Origin of the sequence: Marinobacter manganoxydans MnI7-9 (genome assembly GCF_000235625.1) — a bacterium.
GTDB classification, from domain to species: Bacteria; Pseudomonadota; Gammaproteobacteria; order Pseudomonadales; family Oleiphilaceae; genus Marinobacter; species Marinobacter manganoxydans.
On sequence record NZ_AGTR01000016.1, the window covers coordinates 52,371 to 75,066 of the forward strand.

The 22,696-nt window shown below is 59.6% G+C and carries 23 protein-coding genes and 1 riboswitch; of the genes, 4 read left to right on the plus strand and 19 right to left on the minus strand.

Going from position 1 to position 22,696, the window contains the following annotated elements:
• Window positions 1-9: 9 nt before the first annotated feature.
• The 9 genes from KYE_RS04850 to ubiE all read right to left on the minus strand — a co-directional run bounded on the left by KYE_RS04850 (window position 10) and on the right by ubiE (window position 6,196).
• The gene (locus KYE_RS04850) at window positions 10-729 is read right to left on the minus strand and encodes a 16S rRNA (uracil(1498)-N(3))-methyltransferase (protein WP_008170983.1); all 720 of its coding nucleotides are present in this window, start codon (window positions 727-729) and stop codon (window positions 10-12) included.
• Window positions 726-1,511: a twin-arginine translocase subunit TatC gene (gene tatC, locus KYE_RS04855; protein ID WP_008170984.1), complete on the minus strand. Its 786-nt coding sequence runs from the start codon at window positions 1,509-1,511 to the stop codon at window positions 726-728. Before tatC ends, KYE_RS04850 begins: the two co-directional genes overlap by 4 nt.
• Window positions 1,508-1,981, minus strand: coding sequence for a Sec-independent protein translocase protein TatB (gene tatB / locus KYE_RS04860; protein ID WP_008170985.1), 474 nt, complete (start codon window positions 1,979-1,981; stop codon window positions 1,508-1,510). Before tatB ends, tatC begins: the two co-directional genes overlap by 4 nt.
• A gap of 11 nt (window positions 1,982-1,992) precedes the next feature.
• A complete protein-coding gene (gene tatA, locus KYE_RS04865; protein WP_008170986.1) occupies window positions 1,993-2,232 on the minus strand; it encodes a Sec-independent protein translocase subunit TatA in 240 nt (79 codons plus the stop codon).
• An 88-nt stretch (window positions 2,233-2,320) separates the two neighbouring features.
• Complete coding sequence (locus KYE_RS04870) at window positions 2,321-2,650, minus strand: phosphoribosyl-ATP diphosphatase (protein ID WP_008170987.1); 330 nt, start codon at window positions 2,648-2,650, stop codon at window positions 2,321-2,323.
• Between the two features lie 29 nt (window positions 2,651-2,679).
• Entirely contained in the window at window positions 2,680-3,096 is a 417-nt protein-coding gene (gene hisI / locus KYE_RS04875; RefSeq protein ID WP_008170988.1) for a phosphoribosyl-AMP cyclohydrolase, read from the minus strand.
• Between the two features lie 27 nt (window positions 3,097-3,123).
• A complete protein-coding gene (ubiB, locus tag KYE_RS04880; protein ID WP_008170989.1) occupies window positions 3,124-4,767 on the minus strand; it encodes a ubiquinone biosynthesis regulatory protein kinase UbiB in 1,644 nt (547 codons plus the stop codon).
• Window positions 4,764-5,405: an SCP2 domain-containing protein gene (locus tag KYE_RS04885; protein ID WP_008170990.1), complete on the minus strand. Its 642-nt coding sequence runs from the start codon at window positions 5,403-5,405 to the stop codon at window positions 4,764-4,766. Before KYE_RS04885 ends, ubiB begins: the two co-directional genes overlap by 4 nt.
• Window positions 5,405-6,196, minus strand: a complete 792-nt coding sequence (gene ubiE / locus KYE_RS04890) for a bifunctional demethylmenaquinone methyltransferase/2-methoxy-6-polyprenyl-1,4-benzoquinol methylase UbiE (RefSeq protein WP_008170991.1) — start codon at window positions 6,194-6,196, stop codon at window positions 5,405-5,407. Before ubiE ends, KYE_RS04885 begins: the two co-directional genes overlap by 1 nt.
• A 125-nt stretch (window positions 6,197-6,321) precedes the next feature.
• Between ubiE and KYE_RS04895 the strand changes: the two genes are divergently transcribed.
• A complete protein-coding gene (locus KYE_RS04895; RefSeq protein WP_008170993.1) occupies window positions 6,322-6,600 on the plus strand; it encodes a polyhydroxyalkanoic acid system family protein in 279 nt (92 codons plus the stop codon).
• Window positions 6,601-6,620: 20 nt separating this feature from the next.
• Here KYE_RS04895 and KYE_RS04900 read toward each other — a convergent pair whose 3' ends face one another.
• Complete coding sequence (locus tag KYE_RS04900; RefSeq protein ID WP_008170996.1) at window positions 6,621-7,370, minus strand: FFLEELY motif protein; 750 nt, start codon at window positions 7,368-7,370, stop codon at window positions 6,621-6,623.
• Between the two features lie 83 nt (window positions 7,371-7,453).
• The gene (locus tag KYE_RS04905) at window positions 7,454-8,377 is read right to left on the minus strand and encodes an alpha/beta hydrolase (RefSeq protein WP_008170999.1); all 924 of its coding nucleotides are present in this window, start codon (window positions 8,375-8,377) and stop codon (window positions 7,454-7,456) included.
• Window positions 8,378-8,701: 324 nt separating this feature from the next.
• On the opposite strand from KYE_RS04905, the gene KYE_RS04910 reads away from it, so the two are divergent.
• Window positions 8,702-10,108, plus strand: coding sequence for a WS/DGAT domain-containing protein (locus KYE_RS04910; protein WP_039881856.1), 1,407 nt, complete (start codon window positions 8,702-8,704; stop codon window positions 10,106-10,108).
• 35 nt (window positions 10,109-10,143) lie between these two features.
• Here KYE_RS04910 and KYE_RS04915 read toward each other — a convergent pair whose 3' ends face one another.
• The 3 genes from KYE_RS04915 to KYE_RS04930 all read right to left on the minus strand — a co-directional run bounded on the left by KYE_RS04915 (window position 10,144) and on the right by KYE_RS04930 (window position 13,135).
• Complete coding sequence (locus KYE_RS04915) at window positions 10,144-10,929, minus strand: ABC transporter ATP-binding protein (RefSeq protein WP_008171001.1); 786 nt, start codon at window positions 10,927-10,929, stop codon at window positions 10,144-10,146.
• Window positions 10,929-11,744, minus strand: a complete 816-nt coding sequence (locus KYE_RS04920) for an ABC transporter permease (protein WP_008171002.1) — start codon at window positions 11,742-11,744, stop codon at window positions 10,929-10,931. The genes KYE_RS04915 and KYE_RS04920 overlap by 1 nt, the downstream gene beginning before the upstream one ends.
• A 66-nt stretch (window positions 11,745-11,810) precedes the next feature.
• A riboswitch (guanidine-I (ykkC/yxkD leader) is annotated at window positions 11,811-11,919 on the minus strand.
• Between the two features lie 184 nt (window positions 11,920-12,103).
• On the minus strand, window positions 12,104-13,135 hold the full coding sequence (locus KYE_RS04930; protein WP_008171004.1) for an alpha/beta fold hydrolase: 1,032 nt from the start codon (window positions 13,133-13,135) through the stop codon (window positions 12,104-12,106).
• Window positions 13,136-13,289: 154 nt separating this feature from the next.
• On the opposite strand from KYE_RS04930, the gene glnT reads away from it, so the two are divergent.
• Window positions 13,290-14,648, plus strand: a complete 1,359-nt coding sequence (gene glnT, locus KYE_RS04935; protein ID WP_008171005.1) for a type III glutamate--ammonia ligase — start codon at window positions 13,290-13,292, stop codon at window positions 14,646-14,648.
• A gap of 18 nt (window positions 14,649-14,666) precedes the next feature.
• On the opposite strand, the gene KYE_RS04940 is transcribed toward glnT, so the two are convergent.
• Window positions 14,667-15,437, minus strand: a complete 771-nt coding sequence (locus tag KYE_RS04940) for a class II aldolase/adducin family protein (RefSeq protein WP_008171006.1) — start codon at window positions 15,435-15,437, stop codon at window positions 14,667-14,669.
• Window positions 15,438-15,575: 138 nt separating this feature from the next.
• Here KYE_RS04940 and KYE_RS04945 point away from each other — a divergent pair, with 138 nt between their 5' ends.
• A complete protein-coding gene (locus KYE_RS04945) occupies window positions 15,576-16,475 on the plus strand; it encodes a bifunctional transcriptional activator/DNA repair enzyme AdaA (RefSeq protein WP_008171007.1) in 900 nt (299 codons plus the stop codon).
• Here KYE_RS04945 and KYE_RS04950 read toward each other — a convergent pair.
• From KYE_RS04950 to KYE_RS04965, 4 genes are all read right to left on the minus strand, one after another.
• A complete protein-coding gene (locus KYE_RS04950; RefSeq protein ID WP_008171010.1) occupies window positions 16,458-17,069 on the minus strand; it encodes a TetR family transcriptional regulator in 612 nt (203 codons plus the stop codon). The two genes, KYE_RS04945 and KYE_RS04950, sit on opposite strands and share 18 nt — an antisense overlap.
• Before the next feature lie 222 nt (window positions 17,070-17,291).
• Window positions 17,292-18,359 carry a putative urea ABC transporter substrate-binding protein gene (locus tag KYE_RS04955; protein WP_008171012.1) on the minus strand — a complete coding sequence of 356 codons (1,068 nt, stop codon included), beginning with the start codon at window positions 18,357-18,359 and terminating at the stop codon, window positions 17,292-17,294.
• Window positions 18,360-18,429: 70 nt separating this feature from the next.
• Window positions 18,430-22,056, minus strand: a complete 3,627-nt coding sequence (gene uca / locus KYE_RS04960; protein WP_008171020.1) for an urea carboxylase — start codon at window positions 22,054-22,056, stop codon at window positions 18,430-18,432.
• Window positions 22,047-22,685, minus strand: coding sequence for an urea amidolyase associated protein UAAP2 (locus KYE_RS04965; protein WP_008171021.1), 639 nt, complete (start codon window positions 22,683-22,685; stop codon window positions 22,047-22,049). Before KYE_RS04965 ends, uca begins: the two co-directional genes overlap by 10 nt.
• Between the last annotated feature and the right edge of the window lie 11 nt (window positions 22,686-22,696).

Here is a 22,696-nt window from a genome sequence, read left to right on the forward strand (position 1 = left end):
GCTCCGCTATCAGAGACAGGCGTCGAATAGCCGGCTGACCAGAACCGGAACCGCGGTTTCCATTCGCAGGATGCGGGGGCCCAGATGGACGCTCTGGCATCCGGCTTCCTCCAGTTTTTCAACTTCGTAGGGGATAAACCCCCCTTCCGGGCCGATGCACAGAAGTGATGGGCGGTTCAGGTGCACCGGGCAGGGCGTGCTGGTTCCCGGATGAGCGACAAGCGCTTGCTTTCCCTCGATAAGAGCTGGCAACTCGTCCTCAACAAAGGGTTTGAACAGCTTGCGGATCTGCACCCGGGGCATCAGGGTGTCTTTTGCCTGCTCCAGTCCCAGGGTGAGGTTCTCCCGGAGCTGCTCCTCTGACAGCCACGGCGTCTGCCAGAAGCTTTTCTCTACCTTGTAGCTGTTGATCAACCAGAGGTCTTTCACGCCGAGGGCGGCGCAGGTTTGCAGGATACGGCGGAACATCTTCGGCCGGGGCATGGCCAGCACCAGGGTGAGCGGCAGTGGTGGAGGGGGAGACTGGTCCAGCGTCACCCGCAGCTCCGCCTCGGTATCGGTAAGCCGGATCACTTCGCCGGTTCCCAACTGGCCATCCGCGCGGCCGACGGGCACGGTGTCGCCAGCAACCACTTTGATCACGGACTGCAGGTGGGCCAGACGTCGGCCACGCAGGACCGCCCGGTCAGGCGCTACGAAATCCTCGTCAAACAGTAACGCCAGGTTCATTCGCCGGCAGGCTCATCGCTGTCCGGGTCTGCGACTTCCCGTTTCGCCAGTCGCCCGAACAGGATGCCGATCTCGAACAGGATCCACATGGGTACTGCAAGCAGGGTCTGGGAGATGATGTCGGGCGGCGTTAGCAGCATGCCGATGATAAAGCAGCCAACCACCACGTAGGGGCGCTTGGCCGCCAGATCCGCCGGCGTGGTGGCGCCGGTGAGGATCAACAGCACGGTGGCGATGGGAATCTCAAATGCGACACCGAAGGCAAAGAACATCTTGAGCACGAAATTGAGGTAGCTGGTGATGTCCGGTAATTCGACGATGCCTTCCGGTCCTATCGCGGTAAAGAAGCCGAACACCAGCGGGAAAACCACGTAATAGGCGAATGCCGCCCCCGCGTAGAACAGGATTACCGAGGTAAACAGCAGCGGAAAGGCCAGTCGTTTTTCATGGGCGTACAGGCCCGGGGCGATGAAACTCCAGAGTTGGTAGAGAATGATCGGGATGGCGGCAAACACGGCCAGAACCAGGGCCAGCTTCAGTGGTGCGAAGAAGGGCGAGGTAACATCCGTTGCGATCATGGTCTGACCAACGGGCAACAGGGAACGGATAGGTTCAGACAGCCACAGGTACAGCTCGTTGGCAAACGGGTAAATGGCCGCGAAGCAGACCAGCACCGCGAGAACCATCTTCAGTAGGCGATTACGCAGCTCGAGCAGGTGCTCGATCAGTGGCATTTCCTGCTGTTCCGGAGGCAGCTGGTTGCCGTCGGGTTTTGCATTCATGAACGGTTATCCGGCGGACTTTGCGGGGTTTCGTTTTTGGGTTGTTCGTTCCCGGCAGCGCCTGTATCTGGCGTCTGCGGGGCGTCACTGGTATCAGCCTGATCCTGTGCCGGAGCCTCGGAGGCCTTTGTCTGGCCCGACACACGCCGTGTTGCCGGTGCTGACCTTGGCTTTTGGGTCTCGTTCTCGGGCAGGATCATGTGCTCGTATTTTTTAGCCTCGTCCAGGGCGCCGCGCACGGTTTTCTGAACGTCGTCCAGGCCAACATCCCCCGCCTTGCGAAGCTCCTCACGGAGCTCATCGGCTTTCAGCTGCCGGTCCAGTTCCGAGGTGAACTGGCTGACCATGCGCCGGGCACCACCCACCCAGCGGCCCGCAGCACGGGCAGCCGTGGGCAGACGCTCGGGGCCGAGTACCAACAGCGCGATGACGCCGCAGATCAGCAGCTCAAGAAAGCCGATATCGAACATTCAGCCTGGTCTCAGCTGTGGGACTTGTCCCGGGGCTTGTCTTCGGCCGCAGCCTGTTGTTGCGGCTGCTCCTCTTCCTTGCCTTCCAGGGAGTCCTGGTTCTCGGCCTTGGAGTCCTCATCGCTCATGGACTTCTTGAAGCCGCGAATGGCGCCACCGAGGTCGCTGCCGATGTTGCGGAGTTTCTTGGTTCCGAACAACAGAATGACAATGCCGAGTACGATAAGTAATTGCCAGATGCTGATACCCATTACGGGGTCCTCGTTTTAATGTTTCTGTTCAATGACATTGTACGTTATCAGAACGGTTACGCGGAAACCCCTTTGGAGGTACTACCGCTCACTTGTCCCGCGACGCTTTTTCTTCCAGGCCTGACAGGTCGAACCGGCTGGCCAGCTCGTCCAGGATGTCTTTCGGGCCAAGGCCCAGTCTCGACAGCATCACCATGCTGTGAAACCACAGGTCGGCGGTTTCATAAACCACGTCCCGGGTTTCACCCGAGTGTTCTGCGTCCTTGGCGGCCAGCAGGGTTTCCGTGCACTCTTCCCCGACTTTTTCCAGAATCTTGTTCAGACCCTTGGCGTGGAGACTGGCTACGTAAGAGGTTTCCGGGTCTGCTTCCTTCCGGGCTTCCAGAACCTGTGCCAGGTTTTCCAGTACATTGCTCACTGTCCGTGCTCCTCAGTTGCTGCCGTAGCTCAGTTGCTGCCGTAGATAGTGCCGGGATCCTTGATCACCGGGTCAACACTGACCCACTGACCGTCTTTCAGGGTCCGGTAGAAGCAGCTGCGTCTGCCAGTATGGCAGGCTATGCCGCCTTTTTGTTCTACTTTCAGCAGGATGACGTCCTCGTCGCAGTCCAGTCGAATGTCCCGGATGACCTGTTGGTGCCCCGAGGTTTCCCCTTTGCGCCAGAGCTTGCCCCGGGAGCGCGACCAGTATACGGCGTGGCCTTCTTCGGCGGTCAGCCTGAGCGACTCGCGGTTCATCCAGGCCATCATCAGGATGTCGCCGGTGTCGGCGTCCTGGGCGATGGCCGGAACCAGGCCGTCCTCTGTCCAGCGAATGGCATCCAGCCAGTCAGGGGTCTCGACGTTATCCGAGCTATTTTGCATTTTTGTGAATCCTGAAATCTTTATCGGTTATCGGCTGCCCCGGAGCATGAGCCCGCCGGCGACGGCAAACAGGGCCCAGCTCCAGGCAGGCACGCTTTCAATCCACTGCCGGCTCTCGGGCTGAGTGCCCAGAAAGCCGCCGGCAATGAGCAGTACCGCCAATGTCGCCCGCCGCCAACGCCGCTCGGTACGGATCTGCTGCTCCCGGAGCAACGCCAGTGTTGCCCGGTTCTGGGGCTCGGTGGGCCCCGCCTGCCGCAGTTGCAAGAGCGCATCGTGCACCAGCTGGGGCATTTCCGGCGACTGTTCCAGCCAGGAGGGAAGGTGCGACTGCAGCGACTTGATCAGCCCCGAAGGGCCAATGCGTTTGCGCATCCAGGTCTCGAGGTAGGGTTGCGCGGTGCTCCACAAATCCAGATCCGGATACAGCTGTCGGCCCAGACCTTCAACGTTCAGGAGGGTTTTCTGCAGCAGAACGAGCTGGGGCTGCACTTCCATATTGAACCGCCGTGCCGTCTGGAACAGGCGCAACAGGAAGTGGCCGAACGAGATATCCTTCAACGGCTTCTCGAAGATGGGCTCGCAAACAGTACGTATGGCCGCCTCAAACTGGTTCACTGGCGTGTCGGGCGGTACCCAGCCGGACTGAATATGCAGCTGCGCAACCTGCCGATAATCCCGGCGGAAAAAGGCCAGAAGGTTTCGGGCAAGATAGCTCTGGTCATCCGGTGCCAGGGTGCCAACGATGCCGAAATCGATGGCGATATATCGGGGATCCGCCGGGTTCGAGGTGTCCACAAAGATGTTGCCCGGATGCATGTCGGCATGGAAGAAGCTGTCCCGGAACACCTGGGTAAAGAAAATTTCCACGCCTTTTTCAGCCAGTACCTTCATGTCGACGCCGGCGGCCTTCAGAGCCGCAGTATCGGCAATGGGGATGCCGTGAATCCGCTCCATCACCAGCACGGATTTGCGGGTGTAGTCCCAGTCGATAAAGGGAATGTAGATCAGCGAGGAGTTTTCGAAATTCCGGCGCAGCTGGCTGGCGTTGGCGGCCTCGCGCTGGAGATCCAGCTCATCGTGAATGGTGGAATCGTAGTCGGCTACCACTTCCACCGGGTGCAGGCGCTTGCCTTCGGACCAGTATTTTTCCAGCAGGCCAGCCATCAGGTACATCAGGGCCAGATCCTGACGGATTACCTTCTCTATGCCCGGTCGCAGAACTTTCACGACTACCTTCTGGCCGTTGCGCAGGGTGGCTGCATGCACCTGGGCAACCGATGCCGAGGCAAGCGGGTCCGGACTGAATTCGGCAAACAGGTCCGAAACCGGGGCACCGAGGGAGGTTTCGATAATGCTCCGGGCTTCATTGCTCGGGAACGGCGGTACCCGGTCCTGGAGATTCTTCAGGGATTCCGCCATGTCGTCCGGCAGAAGATCCCTTCGGGTAGAGAGGATCTGGCCGAACTTTACGAACACGGGGCCCAGTTCCTCCAGCGCCAGCCGAAGGCGGTCGCCACGATCGAGCTTCGGTTGCGGGAACAGGTGCCAGGGCGCCAGCAGGAAAAACACCTTCAGGGGCGCGGGCAGCTCTGCGATAGGCAGGAACGTGTCCAGCCGGTAACGGCAGAATACCCAGGCAATTCGGAACAGGCGTTGCAGGCGGGTCACAGGTTCTCCGATTCGTCAGTCTTGCCGCGGTTTTCAATCAGATTAAGCCGCGCTTCCAGTCTTTCCGTGCGCAGGTTCAGTTCGTCGATATCCTCGAACGTAGCTTCCAGCTCCCGCCGACCGGGCAGGGCGCGACTTTCCTCGTGCACATACTCCTCGATGTTGGCATTCAGGGACTGAAAGGCCTGTCGACTCCATCGGATAGCGCCGCGAACCCGTTGGCCGAGGAAGTGTGCGGGCACATCGCCGATGTGCCGGGCCATGGCGGCTTCCCAATCCGGTTCAAGCTGGTTCAGGGCTCGTTGCAGCTGGTGGGCCAGGGCCGTGTCGCCGGTAACTTCGAGGCGGCCATCGGCAAAGACCCGGTCATCACCGGTGGCCAGTGCCGCAAAGGCGATGGGTTTGCCGGTAACCTCAAGAGCAGGCTGGTCGACCGGCTGGCTGCCAACCCGAACGCGGTTTCCGGCGCGGTCCAGGGTGTAGGTCAGGGGGAAAGGATCGGTAATGTTGAACTGCACCGGGCCCGCCAGTGCTTCCATCAGGGCATGATGCCCCGCCGGATCCAGTTCCAGCGCCCGGTTCAGGGCGCTTTCCAGGATCGCGGAGACAGCGGAAAGCAGGGTGGGGCCGGGAAACATCAGGGCTTGATTCCCACATGCAGGGCGACAATGCCGCCGGTCATGTTGTAGTACTTGCAGTTCACCAGGCCGGCGTTTTCCATCATGCCCTTGAGGGTGTCCTGGTCCGGATGCATGCGGATGGATTCGGCCAGGTACTTGTAGCTTTCGCTGTCGCCGGCGATAAGCTGGCCCATCAATGGCAGAGCGGAAAACGAGTAGGTGTCGTAGGCCTTGCTCAGCAAAGGATTGGTCGGCTTGGAGAATTCCAGGATCATCAGTTTGCCACCGGGCTTGAGAACCCGGGCCATGTCGCGCAGAGCCTGATCTTTATCGGTGACATTGCGCAGGCCGAAGGCGATGGAAACCGCATTGAAGTTGTTGTCCGGGAACGGCAAGTGCTCGGCGTCCGCCTGCACGTATTCGATGTTGCCGGCGTAGCCGCGATCCGTCAGCCGGCTGCGGCCCACCTGCAGCATGGAGGCATTGATGTCGGCCAGCACCACCTTGCCGGACGGACCCACCAGATCCGAAAACTTCATGGTGAGGTCGCCAGTGCCGCCGGCAATATCCAGTACCTGGTGGCCGGGACGCACGCCGGAAAGCTCGATGGTGAAGCGCTTCCAGAGCCGGTGGATCCCCATGGACATCAGGTCGTTCATGAGGTCGTATTTGCCCGCCACGCTGTGGAATACCTCGGCCACTTGGCTCGCCTTCTGGCTTTTTGGCACATTGCGAAAGCCAAAGTGGGTGACGTCATCCTGGCCGGAATTGTTTGCGGCCTGGTTGGCTGGCGTTTGCTGCTCGCTCATGGGAGATGTCCTGTCAGAATCTGAACCCCGTATTCTAACCGCTGACGGGGTTGCTACAAGGGTGGCGGTGCGTTAAATAGCGCCCTAAACTGTAAATTCGTCCAATTCCGAGAGAAATTGTTTTCATGTCCGTTATTGATGTACACCGCCCGCACACCCTGGATAAAGAACACGCCATACAGGCTGCCGAAACCCTGGCCAAAGACCTTTCCAGTCAGTTCGACGTGGATTACCAGTGGCAAGGCGACCAGCTGAAATTCAAGCGCAGCGGCGTCAAGGGGCACCTGAACATTACCCCGACGGATCTGCACATTCATCTGGAACTGGGCATGATGTTGCGGCCCTTCAAATCCCGGATCGAGCAGGAAATCCACTCCCAGCTGGACCAGATCATCAAGGTCTGATCAGCCGGGTTGTCGTCGACTCAGAGATTGTCCGGCAGGCTGAACGGGTCCGGACGACCGTCGAGTATATTGCGCATCACTTGTTGTTCCCGGGAAACCAGGCGGTCGATCAGTAACTCCACATCGTCCATCTTCCGGAAGGCCGAATAGCCCCGGTGCAGGAAACTGTGCAGGTCGCTCAGATCGGCCATTTCCGCCGGACCCCGGGTCATCGACAACAGCCATCCAAGGGTGCGGTTGCGGACATAGCGATCAAGCTGCTGGCCCACGTCAGCCACCAGGGTGATCTGCTTCTCCCTCTGGTCCAGCTGTCGGCTTTCCCTGAAGGCGGCGCAGTAGTCCTCAGTGGTTATTGCGTCGGCGGGCACGCCCTGCTGGTGGAACAGCTCGGCCAGCTCAAGATCCAGCCGCTGGGTGATCAGGTTCAGCTCCACCAGACCAGCAAACGTGTCCAGCAGGTTATCCGGCAGCCACTTCACCATTTTGGGGAAGACCCGATCAATATTGTCGTCCCGGTGTGTCATTCCTGCGGGCGCGTACAGATCGGTCAGCAGGAACTCCAGGCCATGATGGTAGCCGGGGTGATGGTAGAGGTCTTCATGGGTCGCCTTCAGCCGCTCCGCCTGCCAGTCAGCAACGTGAAAAGCGTTCTCCAATAATGGGTGCTCCGCCTTCAGATGCCGAAAATCATGGTAGTCCAGCAGCAGTTGTTGCAGCCGGCGAGCGCTTTCGGAGCGGGCTTCGGTAGCGACGAGGCGCTCACGGTACATGGGCGATGGCTCCACTAAACCTGAGGAAAAGAGCGTAGTTTAGCGGAGCTACGGCGGTCTTGCAGTAGGGCAATGCCCGGGCATTAACCCTGTGCGGCGGCGGGCAGCGTTTCGAACCCCGGGACCCATTCCTTGCTGTCGAGGGTGATGAAGTGGCTCGGCGCCTCAGTTTCGACGATTCGCATGGTGGTCGGGCTCTGGCGGGCGCTAGCCAGCATGGAGGAACGATCCAGAATACGGTCGACCGCAGGGATCAGGAAGGTGCCGTGGCGTACATGGCTGTAGACGCTGGTGTCTGTCCGTGCCATCCAGTCCATGATGTTCTCGATGTTACGAACAATGGTCAGATGATCCTTGGTGGCGGAAAACAGTTTGCTCAGTAGTTGCTTCTTGCGCGGGTTCATCTTGCCAAAGAAGGTCTGACCGTAGGCGGACGACGGAGCGCTGTTGATCAGGCGTATCAGCCAGGGCCACATACCGTGGCTTACAGGTTCCAGAATGGTGGTCACCAGCGCCGACAGCCTGCCGTTGGGGAGCACGGGTGCTTCCAGTACCACTTCCACGTCGTCATACAGCTCTGGCCATTGCTTGATGGCCTCCAGGATCACCGCCCCGCCACGGGAATGACCATGAACCCGAATGTTGTCAGTGGTTGGCAGGCTGGAAAGCGCCTGATTGAGAATGCAGGCGTCGTATTCGATGGTGCCTTCCAGGTGCTTGATCGGCACTTCCCAGTCCGGGGTCTCCGGGGTCACGCCGTTCACCGGAATGTGGTAATTGCTACAGGTGAGCAGGATCAATTCGGTGGTGGGCGCTTCATAGGCCTGGGTGAAGTAGCAGTGGTTCTCCAGAAAGCCGTGCACGCCGACAACGGTCTGCTCGGCCTTGCCGCTGTGGTTGCGAACGGACACAGCGCCTTTGCCAACGCGATACACCCGCCCGGAGAACATTTCCGAGTAGGCGCTCTCAATCGGTTTTATCAGTTTGCGAACGTGGCTCGCTTTCATAACTGCTCTCCCGTCCAGCACGGCAATGACCTGTTATTGGAATTAGGGTGTGCTGGTAAGCCTTTTGTACCCTGATCATCTCGCTGTGTTACTGGCCCTGAATAAAGAATTTTTGATCCCTCAGGGCCAATCGATCACGGATCGACAGCGCGTAATAACCATTGCACTACGGCTTATAACCAGTATAGGACTGAACAGTTACTCACGTGTAATTTTTTGTAACAGCGTGCGCTGGTGCCGCATATGGAGCCGGAAGGGCTTGTCTGGCACAATGCGGAGTTCGGTTTTTACTTACCTTCACCACTTTTCCAGGGACGTTCGGGTTTGAGTCACGAACAATCGCATCTCCTGCTACCTGCGGATTCGGCCTGGCTGGCCCTGGAACGCCCGGAAAACCCCATGACCATCACCGTGATGCTGCGGGTTGATGGCCTCACCGCGCCTCGTTTCCGGGAGTTCCTCCGGGTGTACTGGATGGCCTGGGAGCGTTTCCGGTACATGCCGGTCAAGCGCTCGCCCGCCTGGTGGTGGGAGCAGGACCCGATGTTTGATGTCCGCCACCACCTGGATGTGGTGGTAGATCGCTTCACTCCGGAAAGCCTGCAGGAGTGGGTGTCGGTGCGGCTGAACCAGCCTCTGCCCATGTATCGCCCGCGCTGGAAGTTCTGGTTGGCGCCCAATGCCGAGGGCGGGGCGGTCCTGTTGCTGCGGATTCACCACTGTTACGCCGATGGTCTGTCCCTGCTGGGCATTTTTGAACGCCTCTGCCCACCGTCGCCCCAGCAGCATCCTGCCATATACGGCGCACCTGAAACCGCGGAGCTTTCACGGTGGACCGCTGCAGCAAAAGTCTGGCTCGGGCAACTGTTGGCCTCTGGAGAGTCAGCGGAAGAAGCGCATGGCGTTGCCGGAGTAGACGAGTCTGATGGCAACCAGTGGCAGGATGCCGGACGCCTGCTGGAGCGGGTTGCCCAGAAAAGTCTCAAGCTGGTCCATGAGTTTTCGGAATTCCTGGTGGAGCCGGAGGATTCAGACACCGATCTCCGGCGGCCACTGCTGGGGCGACGGCATTGTCGCTGGTCTGAACCGGTGCCCCTGGAGCGCTTCAGGGCCATTGCCCAGGTCACCAATGTGACGATCAACGATGTGCTGCTGAGCTGTGTCGCGGCTGCGGTGCGCACCCGACTTGGAATTGACGGTGCGGACCTGGATGAAGCGGTGCTGCATGCGGCCGTGCCCGTCGATATCCGCAGCCGTTTGCCCGACGAGCTGAAGCCGGCCCCTGGCGCCCTGGGCAACTATTTCGGCACCGTGTTTGTACCATTGCCGGTGGATGGCGAAAGCCCCCTGGAACGCCTGTACCGTATCAAGCATGAAACCCGCCGCCTGAAGAAAAGCTGGCAGCCCGGCATTGCCTGGGGGCTGGCGGCCAGTGCCACGGTCGTTCCGGAGCCCTGGCGGGAGCCTCTGGCCGATGTGTTCTATCGCAAGGCCAGTGCCGTGGTGTCCAACGTGCCCGGCACCCCGGAGCCTCGCTACATTGCCGGTTGCCGGATTACCGAGCAGATGTTCTGGGTGCCCCAGGCCGGGGATATCGGTCTGGGTATCAGCATTGTCAGCTACGCCGGCCAGGTGCAGTTTGGCGTCGTTGCCGATGAGGCGGTGATGGCCGATCCCGAAGACTTTCTCAACGACTGCCTGCAGGAACTGGCCCAGTTCCCCGGCGATTAAGGCGCGTATTCGGTCTTTTTTTGGTCTCTAAAATATCAGGCTGCCTGATTCCGGGCTGTCTCACTGACCGACTGATGAATGTCCTCGAACAGTTTTCGATCCGTCTGCCCGATCGGCAAGTCGTAGGTGATGGTGGCCCCGAACGCCTGCGGATCGTGGGGATCGTTTCGTACCTTGTCGAACACCAGCAGCCGGGTACCCAGGTAAAAACCTTCCTTCAGATCGTGGGTCACCATGAAGATGGTGGTGCCGGTTTCCTGCCAGAGTTTCAACAGCAGATCGTGCATGTCGCCCCGAATGCCGGGGTCCAATGCGCCGAATGGCTCGTCCAGCAGGAGTACTCGTGGGCGCATGATCAGCGACTGGGCGATGGCGAGGCGTTGTTGCATGCCGCCGGAGAGTTCGTGGGGCCATTTGTTGGCTGATGGGCTCAGGCCCACAGACTCCAGCATGGCACCCACTTTCTCCAGGGCTTCGCGGCGGGCGCTGCCGAACAGTTTGCCCAGCCAGGGCTTCTGTTCCAGTTCCAGACCCATCAGCACGTTCTGGCGCACTGTCAGGTGAGGGAACACCGAGTAGCGCTGGAATACGATACCCCGGTTTCGGTCCGGCTCGCCGGGGAAGGCCTCGCCCTCCAGTAAGAGTTCGCCGCGGGTCTGGGTTTCCTGGCCCAACAGCATTTTCAGGAAGGTGGATTTGCCACAACCGGAGGCGCCCACGAGGGTGCAGAACTCGCCCTGTTTCACGCTCAGGTTCAGGTTCTCCAGGATCACCTGATCGCCGTATTCCTTCCAGAGATTGTTAACGGTAATAAAGCTCATCAGTGGCCTCCTGCGTTGTACCAGGGGAACAGCCTGCGGTTTGCCAGACGCAGGCACTGGTCGATAACAATGGCGAGAATGGTGATCCAGATGACATAGGGCAGGATCACGTCCATGGCCAGGTAGCGCCGCACCAGGAAGATCCGGTAGCCGAGGCCTTCGGTGGAGGCAATCGCCTCGGCAGCAATCAGGAACAGCCAGGCGGGGCCAAGGCTAAGGCGCACGGCGTCGATCAGGCGGGGCAGCACCTGGGGCAGGGCCATGCGGGTGATCACCTGCCAGGAATTGGCACCCAGGGTCTGGATCTTGATCAGTTGCTCGCCGGGAAGTTCGCGGACCCGCTGGGCCACATCCCGCATCATGATGGGCGCGGTTCCGATTACGATCAGCATGACTTTGGAAAGCTCGCCCAGCCCGAACACAATGAAGAGAATCGGTAGTATGGCCAGCGGCGGCACCATGGAAAGGGCAGAAACCAGAGGAGCAAGGTTGGCCCTGACCAGTGGCAGCACTCCATTGAGAATACCGACCACCAGCGCCAGCGAGGCGGCGATACCGACGCCCATTCCAAGGCGCGCCAGACTGGCGGTCGTGTCCTGCCACATCAGGTAGTCGCCGCTGCGACGGTCCTCCTGAAAAGCCATGCGATCCACGGCCGCGGTCATCTGCTCCAGGCCGGGAAGGAGTTTGTCGTTGGGGTTGTCTGCCAGGCGCTCCTGGGAGGCCAGGCTGTAGATGAGCATGATCAACAGAAAGGGCAGCAGGCCCAAGAGGGTAGCGGAAACACGCCCGGGGTGATGGTTGATCATTCGCATGAATCGTCTCCTCTGGTTACACAACACGGCAAGGTCATCGCGGGTAACAGCGTCCCTTGCGATTCAGTCTCCCGGGCTTTTGTCCCGCCGTGTAACCTCCCCAGAGGTCGGTAACTCTCGGACCAGCCATCCGGGAATCTTGACTGCCCGGACCGGAACCCTAGTCACCCATTTTGTCCGTCGCTCTGTCTGCGGTGTTGTGAACAGTGCTTTGAACGGATCGGGTTTTTGAAAACCGTCAGTCGGAAACAGTGCAGATGGCATGCCAGATCCGAAGAGCGGGCGAAAACGGGTCATCCCGGCAAAAGCATCGGCAAAAATATGCACCGGGTTGGTGCGGCATAGGTTCGGATGCTCGATCATGACGCCTTTCCCGAGAGCAAGGCCCGGGCGGCCGCAAGGATGCGATTGTGGCTTGCAGCCTCCCGGCCCGCACCACCGGCAACGTGGCCCCAGTCCGATTCCAGCGATTCCACGGTTGCGCCGGGCATCCGGCGGCCATCCTCACTGGCGTCCTCCTCGGTAAAGTAGAGATCGGTGGTGCAGGGCATCATTCGGGTAGGCATGGCAATGGCAGAGAGCGCCGCTTCGTAATCCATGCCAAATACGGGGTTGTCGCTGATATCACCGTTCTGCCAGGTGTTCAGTACGGTGAGCAGATCATTGGCGTCCTGGCCCAGATGATCCTGCTCCCAGAATCGAAGCAGCTCTTCAATGGAGCCAAAACCCTGTTCGCGCCAGAGCTCGTGACGGAAAAACGCCTGGGAATAAGCCCAGCCCGCATAAACCCGGCCGAAGGCCCGGAGTCCGCGTTCGGGTGGACTCCGGTAACGGCCATTCTCGAAGGCGTGGTCACAGGTCAGTGCCGCCTTTACGCCCTCAAGAAATACCCGGTTGTGGGGATAGCACCGTGCGGTGCAGCAGGTAGCCAGCACCGCGCGCACCTGCGTCGGAAACAAACAGCCCCACTGCAGTGCCTGCATCCCGCCCATGGACCAGCCCATTACCAGCGCGATCCGGGCGTCTCCGAAGATGTCCTCCACCAACCGCTTTTGTAGCATCACGTTGTCATTCAGGGACACGGCAGGAAAGCCCGGGCCGCGCTGCGCTCCGGCGGTGTTCGAGGGTGAGGATGATTCGCCTGCGCCTAACAAAGCGGGAATAACGATGCAGTAACGGTCTGGATCGAGGGGGCTGTTGCCTCCAACCCACGGGTGATTACCCGCGGCTGCACCACCGTAGTACGTGGGCAGCATAATCAGGTTGTCTTTTGGTGCGTTCAGCTCGCCGATGCGGTGGTACCGCAATCTCGCGGAGTGCAACGTTTCGCCGGAAGTCAGAGGCAGGTCACCTGCTTCGTAATCTTCTACAAGCCATTGCTTCGACGCCATTTTCCCCTCTCTTTCAGGCTGACTGTTTGCCTGAAGTCTCTCGCCTTCGCTCTTATATATACACGCTGGCATGTAAGTTGAATGGCAAAAACAAAGAAAGAAACGTGCCAGAACCCAAACTGATTGCCCGCATGACGGGCCGGAGAAAAACAGGATGACGGAATTGACCAACACCCAGGCCCTGAAAGAGAAGCTCACAGAGGAAGGTGTGAAATACGCCATTGCCAGCTACGTGGACATCCACGGTGTGACCAAAGGCAAGTTCGTGCCCGTGGCTCACTTGGGGCAAATGATGGAAGGCTCGGAGCTTTACACAGGCGCCGCCCTGGATGGCGTGCCCCAGGATATCTCCGACGACGAGGTCGCCTCCATGCCGGATGCCGATGGGCTGGCCATCTGCCCCTGGAATCGCCAGCTGGCCTGGTTCCCGGGCAATCTGTTCCTGAACGGCGCGCCTTTCGAAGCCTGTTCCCGGAATATTCTACGTCGTCAGCTGAGTGCGGCGGCCGATATGGGGTATCGCTTCAATCTCGGTATTGAAACCGAGTTCTTCCTGTTCCGGGATACCGAGGATGGCGGCTTTGCCCCGCTGAGTGATCGCGACAACCTGGGCAAGCCCTGTTATGACCCCCGCACGCTCATGGATAACCTGCCCATCATGGATGAGCTGGTAGACGCCATGAACGAGCTGGGCTGGGATGTGTACTCGTTTGATCACGAAGACGCCAACGGCCAGTTCGAAACCGACTTCAAATACGCTGACGCCCTGACGATGTCTGATCGCCTGGTGTTCTTCCGGATGATGGCCAACGAGATTGCCCGCAAACATGGCGCTTTCGCCAGCTTCATGCCCAAGCCCTTTGCCGACCGCACTGGCAGTGGCGCCCACTACAATATGTCGCTGGCGGATCTGAAAACCGGCGAAAACCTGTTCGAGCCCAAGGGCGACGATCTGCACAACTGCGGCATCAGCAAGATCGCCTATCACTTCACTGCCGGTGTGCTGAAACACGGCGCGGCCATCAGTGCCGTGATTGCACCGACAGTGAACAGCTACAAACGGCTCGTTCGCCAGGGCAGCATGTCCGGTTCCACCTGGGCACCGGTATTCATGTGTTATGGCTCCAACAACCGCACGAATATGATCCGGATCCCCGGCATGGGCGGGCGTATCGAATGCCGTGCCGCAGACATTGCCTGCAATCCCTATCTTGGCAGCGCGCTGATTCTCGCTGCAGGGTTGGAAGGCATCCGTGAAGGTCTGGACGCGGGCGTACCCCACCACGAGAACATGTACAACTACAGCGATGCCGAGATCACCGAGCAGGGCATCGAGTATCTGCCCCGGAACCTGGGCGAGGCCGTGGAGGCTTTTGAGGTCGATCCGCTGGCGAAAGAAGTCTTCGGTGAAGCCATGTTCAACAGCTTCATCGAATACAAGAAAGGGGAGTGGGAGAGCTATCAGAACCACGTGTCGGCCTGGGAAGTGGACCGTTATCTGAAAATGTTCTGATAGCTACAGGGCCTGATGTCAGCTTCGGAAGCCTGGATCGATGCGGTCCAACTTCCGGAGAAGTCCTGGCCAGGCAAGGTTGCCACCCATGCCCTTGGTGACCTTTTTGGCCTGCTCCCGAATGGAGCTGAGAATGGTATCGGGAATACGTACCAGCGGCTGGCCTCCGGACATGGCCTGAATCTGGACCTCGCAGGCGCGCTGCAGGATGTACATGTTCAGGAAGGCCTCGGCGACGCTGGGTCCCGTGGTCAGCAGGCCGTGGTTGCGCAGGATCATGAAACGGGCGTGGCCCAGATCTGCCTGCAGGCGCGCTTTCTCGTCTTCGCGCAGCGCCACGCCTTCGTAATCGTGGTACGCGAGTCCGGATAGCGGAAAAAGACTTTGCTGGGACAAGGGCAGCAAGCCTTCCTTCTGCGCTGACACAGCGACACCGGCGGTCGTGTGGGTGTGCATGACACAGGCAGCATCCTCACGAACCGCATGGATGGCGCTGTGAATGGTGAAACCGGCAGGGTTGATGTCGAAATCGTCTGGATTGATCTTGTTGCCTTCCTGATCAATGCGCACCAGGCTGGAAGCCGTAATTTCCTCGAACATCATTCCGTAGGGGTTGATCAGGAAATGATGCTCGTCACCGGGAATTCGCACCGAGAGATGGGTGAAGATAAGGTCGTCCCAGCCGTAGAGAGCAATCAGTCGGTAGGCGGCGGCAAGGTCAATGCGAAGCTGCCACTCCTCCTCACTGACTTCACCCTTTTTGGATGGAATTGCCAATTGCTCGGACATAGTGCTGACCCCTCGGAATCGGTTGGTTTTATTGTTGATTGACGGTCAATGTAGCGCCCGCAAGAATCGGATGGAAGGGGGCGAAGCAAACGCGCATCATATGGATGATGGGTTGTGCGCACATGAAGGAGCCGAAGCATGGAAAGTTTCCGAACCCCGATGCAGGACGAGAAGGATAGTGACGCGAAAGCATCCATGCCCGTTGCCGATCGAATGGTCGCACTGGCCAGGTACATCGAGAGCCGGCCAGATGAACCGTTGAGCCTTGCCGACCTCGGCGCTGTGGTTGGGTTGTCGCCATCCCGCGTACAGCGGGTGTTCAAGGAAACCTTCGGTGTCTCACCAAAGGCTTATCAGGATGCACTGCGCCTGAACCACTACAAGCGGGCGTTGAGAACAGGCCGGACCGTGACCGATGCAATCTACGATGCCGGCTTTGGTTCGGTCAGTCGCGTCTATGGCAAGGCAGACCGACAGGTCGGCATGCCGCCTTCCCGCTACGGCAAGGGTGGGGAAGGTGAAACCATTGCCTATGCCTGCCGGGAAACGGCTCTCGGCCTGCTGATGATGGCCGCCACCGATCAGGGTGTGTGTTTTGCCGAATTCGGGGATGATGAGACGGCACTGGGAGATCAGTTACAGAAGGAGTTTCCGAAGGCTCGACTGGCTCCGTCTGGGGCAAAGGGATCGCCGGAGCTGGATGCGTGGATGTTGGCTCTGGATGAGCATTTGAGCCAGAACATGCCCAGACCGGATGTCCCTCTGGATATCCGTGGCACCGCATTCCAGACACGCGTCTGGAAACTCCTGCTGAGCGTCCGCGAAGGTGAGGTGGTGAGTTACACAGAGTTGGCAAAGCGACTGGGTGAGCCCAGAGCCGTTCGGGCGGTGGCCTCCGCCTGCGGGCGGAACCGCATCGCCGTGCTGATTCCCTGCCATCGGGTGTTGCGCAGTGACGGTTCCCTCGGTGGTTACCGCTGGGGCCTCGACCGAAAACAGCAATTGCTGGAGAAAGAGCGCTCAGCCTCGACCCAGTAGCACCCAGAACTGTCGCTGGAAAAACGCCGTTTCCTGTTTCAACGAAAACAGCTTCGGCGCAAACAGCCAGGTCTGGGTAATGCCCATCAGATAGGTGTAACTCAGCAGTCCCAGATCCTCCGGGTCTTCCTGTGTAGAAATCAGACCCTGCTCAGCTGCCTGGGCAACCAGGTGCCGGAACATCGCAATAATCGACCGGGTCAACGCCCGTTCCCGCTTCAGCGTTCGGCTCATGGCATCGGTTAGTTCGGTCTTGTTCAACAGAATCTCGAACGACTGACGATACTTCCGGTCATTGGCCAACAAGCTCAGCCAGCGTTCAATAAAATGATCCATGGCCTCAATGGGCGTTTCCCGCATGCCAGAACACTCCGCGACCAGGGCTTCCAGCGGTTCCTGGGAGTAGGCAAGTACAGCTTCGTACAGATCATCCTTGTTCTCGAAATGCCAGTAGATCGGCCCACGGCTACAACCGGCTTCTTTGGCAATACGGCTCAAAGTCGTTAGTGAGTAACCGTCCCGGCTAAACAACTTGAGCGCGGCCTCAAGCACAGTCTGGCGGGTTTTCTCGGCATCTTCCTTGGTACGGCGCATCTGATTCGTCTACTTAACTTGGCTTGGGAGTTTCGGGGTGGTATGAGGGTGCCTTTCCAAAACACGCTCCTTGCGGCACATCCATGTGACGCTTGGGCTCCGCCATCCATGGCTCCGCACAGTTTTGGAAAGGCACCCCCACACCACCCCTCCCGCGAAGTCTAAACAAAAACGGGCACGAATGTTCGTGCCCGTAGCTTCAATGTCAGTAGTGCGGCTTGTTCAGATCTCTCCGTCAGCCGCCATCTCCATGTAGCTATCATTAAACCGCAGCTTCACGTTGCCAGAGTCACCCATGATCGACCCATCGGGGAACTCAATGCCTACGAAGTCCGGGCTCATGGCCCCCTGGCCCAGCAGGCCCTTCTCGAAGGAGAACTCACGTACGCTGTCCATCGCTTCAGACGCCTCGTCGCTGTTGATGAAGTCCACCGACATCTGCGGCTCCCAGAACATCTTCATGCCTGCCAGCTGTGCTTCGTAGCCGCCCTGGTCCGTGCCGGAAAGCTCGCCCAGGTATGCCCGCGCCTCCGCACCCTCTGGGGTATCGGACTCAAGAATACTCATGGTCTCGTACCAGGCTCCGACCAATGCCTTGCCCAGCTTGGGATTGTCGGCCAGGGTCTCGGTGTTTACCAGAGTCAGATCCTTGATGTGGCCCGGAATCTGGCTGGAATCAAACAGCTTTGTAGCACCGGGATAGGCTTCCACTTCGCTCAGCAACGGATTCCAGGTTGCCACATGGCGAACATCGTCGGTCTGGAATGCAGAGACCAGATCAGCGTCAGAAATGTTGACCACGCTCAAGTCACGTTCTTCCAGGCCAACGCTGGCCAGGGCGCGGGCCAGGAGGTAGTGGGAGACGGACAACTCAACCAAATGAACGGTTTCGCCTTCCAGCTCTTCGATGCTGGACGCATCTTTTGAAACCAGGCCGTCGTTGCCGTTGGAGTAATCACCGACGATCAGCGCGGTGGTATCCACACCAGAGGCTGCGGGAATCGATAGGCCGTCCATGCTGGTAGCTGTCACACCATCGAACTGGCCGGCGGTATACTGGTTAATGGACTCGATGTAGTCGTTCACCTGCACGATATCCACTTCGATATCGTACTTGTCCGCCCACTTTTTCATGATTCCGTAGTCCTCGGCATACTGCCAGGGCACCCAGCCGGCATAGATGGTCCATGCGATGCTGAAGGAGTCCTTTTCCTCGGCCATTGCACCCATGGACAGGGAGGCCGTGAACAGACCGGCCGCCAGACCTTTGGTGATGTCGCGTGTTTTCATGGTGTCTCTCCTCGGGCCTTGCCCGTGTTTGCAGGTTTGGTCTTTCTTCAGTTTTTTGGGGTTGCTGGCATTACTCGGTAATCTCTTCAACGATCACGACCGGCGTTCCGGGCGAGACCGCCTGTCCCGCTTCCCGGCGCACGTCTACCACGCGTCCGGTTACGGGGCTCAGTAATTCGATTTCCATTTTCATGGATTCAATAACCGCCACCGGCCGCTGGGCATCGATGGTGTCGCCTGGCTTGACCAGGCACTCCCAGAGGTTACCGGCTACGTGGCTTTCCACCGCGTGCTGGCCTGCTGGCAGGTTGGCAATGTCGTCTTCGCCGGTGTCCTCGATCGGTGCTTCGGAACTGAAGTTAATCTGGCCCGACTCGATCCAGCGCTGCAGCTCCTCATCGAAGGCCTGTTTGCGCTTGGCTGTGAAGGTCTGAATTTCGTCGTCGTTGTTCGCCAGAAACTGCTCGTAGTCCTTCAGATTGAAGCGGGTTTCCTCGACCTTTATCGGGTAGTCGCCATTGGGAAAGTCCCGTCGGATTTGCTGCAGTTCTTCGGCACTGACCTCGTAGAAGCGCACCTGGTCAAAGAACCGGAGCAGCCAGGGCTTGCCGGGCTCGAAGAAATCGGTGGTGCGGTAGCGATTCCACATCTGCAGGGTACGACCGACAAACTGGTAGCCGCCTGGCCCTTCCATGCCGTAGATGCACAGGTAGGCGCCGCCGATGCCAACGGAGTTCTCCGCGGTCCAGGTACGGGCCGGGTTGTATTTGGTGGTCACCAGCCGGTGCCGGGGATCCAGCGGGGTAGCGACCGGGGCGCCCAGATAGACGTCGCCCAGGCCCATCACCAGATAGGTTGCCTCGAAAAGCGTCTTTTTTACCTCATCGATGCTGTCCAGTCCGTTGATGCGGCGGATGAACTCCAGGTTGCTCGGGCACCAGGGGGCATCCTTCCGCACCGACTGCATGTATTTCGCGATGGCGGTCTGGCAGGCTTCGTCATCCCAGGACAGGGGCAAATGAACGATGCGCGCGGGCACATCCCATTCGGGCTGTTTTTCCAGTTCCTTTTCGGCGCCGATCAGCAGATCCAGCAGCGTGCGCTGGTTCAGTTTCTGGCTGTCGTAATGCACCTGCAGGGATCGGATGCCGGGGGTCAGCTCCAGAATGGCATCGTGATTCTGCTCACGCAGCCACAGCATCAGCGCGTGGGCGCGGAAGCGCAGGCGGATATCCAGCTCCATTGGGCCGTATTCCACCAACACGTAGTTGTCGCCGGCGGCCCGATAAACCACGCCGGTTTCGTGTTCATCGTCACTGAGTGCCGCCAGAACCGGGGAGGTTGGTGTGATCGGTTTGATATGGGCGGTCGCTGCGGTCAGGGTGGCGATGGACTCGTCGAGGGCTTCCCGCAGGGCCACGGCCTGGTCCTGACTGACCGGAACAAATTGGACCTTGTCACCGGCTTTCAGTTGGCCCAGTTTCCAGAGGTCAGCGCTGATGACGGTCACCGGGCAGACAAAGCCGCCCAGGCTGGGGCCATCGGGACCGAGAATGACCGGCATATCGCCCGTGAAATCCACGGTGCCAACTGCGTAGGCGTTGTCGTGGATATTGGACGGATGCATACCGGCCTCGCCGCCATCGCTGCGCGCCCATTCCGGTTTCGGGCCAATCAGGCGAACGCCGGTGCGGCTCGAGTTGTAGTGAATCTCCCAGTCGCTGGCGAAGAAGGTGTCTATATCTTCTCCAGTGAAGTAGTCCGGCGCGCCATGGGGGCCATAGGTGACGTGCAGTTTCCAGGTTTTGCCGATGGTCGGTTTCAGTTCGGCAGGAAGGGCTGTCAGACCGGTTGGCTCCGAATCCGCCAGGGCCAGCACATCGCCGGCCCGCAAGGCGCGACCACAATGGCCGCCGAACTGGCCCAGGGTAAAGGTGCTGCACGAGGTCAGGTATTCCGGGCAGTCCAGCCCACCGCTGAATAGAACATAGGCCCGTGCTCCGTCCGCCGTGGTGGCACCCAGCTTCAGGGTAGCGCCAGCGGGCACGTCAATCACCTGCCAGAAGGCGACCGGCTTATCGTCCAGCGTGGCGTCCAGCTGGGCGCCCGTCAGCGCAATCTGGGTGGCGCGGTTGAAGGTGAGCACTGGTCCCTTCAGGGTGATTTCCAGACCTGGAGCCCCTTCCGGATTGCCCAGCAGTCGATTGCCAAGCCGGAACGAATAACTGTCGAAAGGACCCGACGGTGGTACGCCGATTTCCCAATAGCCGATGCGACCGGGGTAGTCCTGGATGGTGGTCAGGGTGCCGCCACTGAGCACATCCACGGTGGCCGGCTGGTAATCGAATTCGTTGAGGGTTCGAGTAAACAGTCTGCCCTCGGCAAAGCGCGGGTCGTCCAGTACCTGGCGCACGTATTTCAGGTTGGTCTCGATGCCATAGAGCTGGCTGTCGTCGAGTGCCTGCATCAACCGCTGGCGGGCCGATTCGCGATCGGCCTCATGCACAATCACCTTGGCGAGCATGGGATCATAGAGCGGCGACACCTCCGTACCCGGTTGGATCCAGGTGTCGATTCTCAGGCCATCCTCTTCGGGCCAGGCCACGTTGGTGAGCAGGCCTGCGCCGGGCTGGAAATCCTTGTTGGGGTCTTCCGCATAGATCCGGGCCTGGATGGCGTGGCCGGAAGGCGCGAGGTTGCTGCCCAGTTTTGCCAGGTCGGGCAGGGTGCCTGCGCCCAGTTCCACCATCCATCGGACCAGATCCACGCCATAAACCTGCTCGGTCACACCGTGCTCCACCTGTAAGCGGGTATTCACTTCCAGGAAGTAGAACTCGGTGGTGTCCGGGTCGTAGATAAACTCCACGGTGCCGGCACTGCGGTAGCTGATACTTTCGCCCAGCTGGCGCGCGGTGGCGTGCATGCGTGTGCGGACGTCCTCGGTGAGCCCGGGAGCCGGTGCTTCTTCAATCACTTTCTGGTTCCGGCGTTGGGCGGAACAGTCTCGCTCGCCGAGGGCCAGAACCTGGCCTTTGCCATTGCCAAACAGCTGCACTTCCACATGGCGGGCATGTTCCACAAATTTTTCCAGGAACACGCCGTTGTTGCTGAAGTTGTTCTGGCTCAGGCGCTGGACCGACTCGAAGCTCTTGCTCAGATCGTCCGGGCCATAGCAGCGGGACATGCCAATGCCGCCACCGCCGGCGGTGCTTTTGAGCATCACCGGGTAGCCGATGGTGTCGGAGGCTTTCAGTGCTTCTTCCAGATCGGTCAGCAAGCCAGTGCCCGGGAGCAGTGGCACACCGGCGCTTTCCGCCAGTGACCGGGCCGTATGCTTGAGACCGAATTGCTCCATCTGCTCGGGTGTCGGGCCCAGGAAGACCACGCCCGCGGCGTCACAGCGTCGGGCAAAATCGGCGTTTTCGCTCAAGAAGCCGTAGCCGGGGTGGATGGCGCCGGCACCGCTCTTGCGGATTACCTCGAACAGTTTGTCCTGATCCAGGTAAGTGGTCGCTGCCGGGCCGTCTCCCAGGGAATACGCCTCGTCCGCCTGACGCACATGCAGCGAATCGGAATCCGCTTCGGCGTAGACGGCAACCGAGGTCAGCCCCATGTCACGCAGCGTGCGAATAACCCGGCAGGCGATGGCGCCGCGGTTGGCGATCAGGACCTTTGAGAATCTGCCGCTCAGCTCCATACCAGCACCTCAATCGGTGTGGGGTTCCAGCCGTTGCAGGGATTGTTGAGCTGCGGGCAGTTGGAGATCATCACCAGAACATCCATCTTCGCTTCCAGCTCCACGTATTTGCCGGCATCGGAAATCCCGTCGGCGAAGGTGAGTCCGCCGTCGGCCGTGACCGGGACATTCATGAAGAAGTTGATGTTGTGGGTGATGTCCCGTTTGCTCATGCCCAGTTCTTCGTGTTCGGTGACGGCCACCAGCCAGCTGTCCCGGCAGGCGTGCATGCACTTTTTCTCAAGGGCATAACGGGTTGTGTTGCTCTCGGCCGCACATGCACCGCCCAGGGTGTCGTGACGGCCGCAGGTGTCGGCGGTGATTTCCAGCATCACGTTGTTTTCAGAAGACATCAGCTTCGAGCCAGCCGTCAGGTAGACGTTGCCCTGCTCGCGGATGGTGTCGACGGCGCTGTAGCGTTCGGTCGGATTATGGGCGTTGTAGAACAGGGTGTCGGCGGCCTGGTTGCCCTCCAGATCCAGAATCCGGATGGTTTCGCCGGCGTTCACCACTTTCAGGAAATACTCGCCTGCCGGTACGGTTTCACGGAAGGCGGCATTTTCGGGCTTCAATGTGCTTTGCTTGATCATCTCCGGCCTCC